Here is a 1,094-nt window from a genome sequence, read left to right on the forward strand (position 1 = left end):
TACACCGCGCGCGGCAACCTGGTGGGCGTGATCTCCAACGGCACCGCCGTGCTGGGCCTGGGCAATATCGGCGCGCTGGCGTCCAAGCCCGTCATGGAAGGCAAGGCCGTGCTGTTCAAGAAGTTCGCCGGCCTGGATGTCTTTGACATCGAAATCAACGAAACCGACCCCGACAAGCTGGTCGAGATCATCGCCGGCCTGGAGCCCACCTTCGGCGGCATCAATCTTGAGGACATCAAGGCGCCCGAGTGCTTCACCGTCGAGCGCAAGCTGCGCGAACGCATGAAGATCCCGGTCTTCCATGACGACCAGCATGGCACGGCCATCACCGTCAGCGCGGCCTTCATCAACGGCCTGAAGGTCGTCGGCAAGGACATCAAGCAGGTCAAGGTCGTGACCTCGGGCGCGGGCGCCGCCGCCCTGGCTTGCCTGAGTCTCATGGTCGACCTGGGCCTGCCCGTCGAGAACATCTGGGTCACCGACATCGAAGGCGTGGTCTACGAAGGCCGCACGGCCTTGATGGATCCGGACAAGGCGCGCTTTGCGCAGAAGACCGAGGCCCGCAAGCTGGCCGAGGTGATCACCGACGCGGATGTGTTCCTGGGCCTGTCGGCCGGCGGCGTGCTCAAGCCCGAGATGGTGGCCGCCATGGCCGCGCGTCCCTTCATCCTGGCCCTGGCCAACCCCACGCCCGAGATCCTGCCTGAAGAAGCGCATGCCGTTCGTGACGATGTCGTCATGGCCACGGGCCGTTCGGACTATCCCAACCAGGTCAACAACGTCCTGTGCTTCCCCTATATCTTCCGCGGCGCGCTGGATGTGGGCGCCACCACCATCACCCGCGAGATGGAAAAGGCCGCGGTCTACGCCATCGCCAAACTGGCCCAGGAAGAACAGAGCGAAGTCGTGGCGGCCGCCTACGGCACGTATGACCTGTCGTTCGGTCCCGACTACCTGATCCCCAAGCCTTTCGATCCCCGCCTGATCGTGCGCATCGCGCCGGCCGTGGCGCGCGCGGCCATGGCCGACGGCGTGGCCACCCGGCCCATCGCCGATCTCGACGCCTATGTCGAGCAGCTGCAGCAATTCGTCTA

At 65.2% G+C, this 1,094-nt stretch carries 1 protein-coding gene; it reads left to right on the plus strand.

Going from position 1 to position 1,094, the window contains the following annotated elements; all coding sequences use genetic code 11:
• On the plus strand, positions 1 to 1,094 hold a 1,094-nt coding region (locus L540_RS21130), incomplete at both ends, for a malic enzyme-like NAD(P)-binding protein (protein WP_048026768.1).

Source organism: Bordetella pseudohinzii, assembly GCF_000657795.2.
GTDB classification, from domain to species: Bacteria; Pseudomonadota; Gammaproteobacteria; order Burkholderiales; family Burkholderiaceae_B; genus Bordetella; species Bordetella pseudohinzii.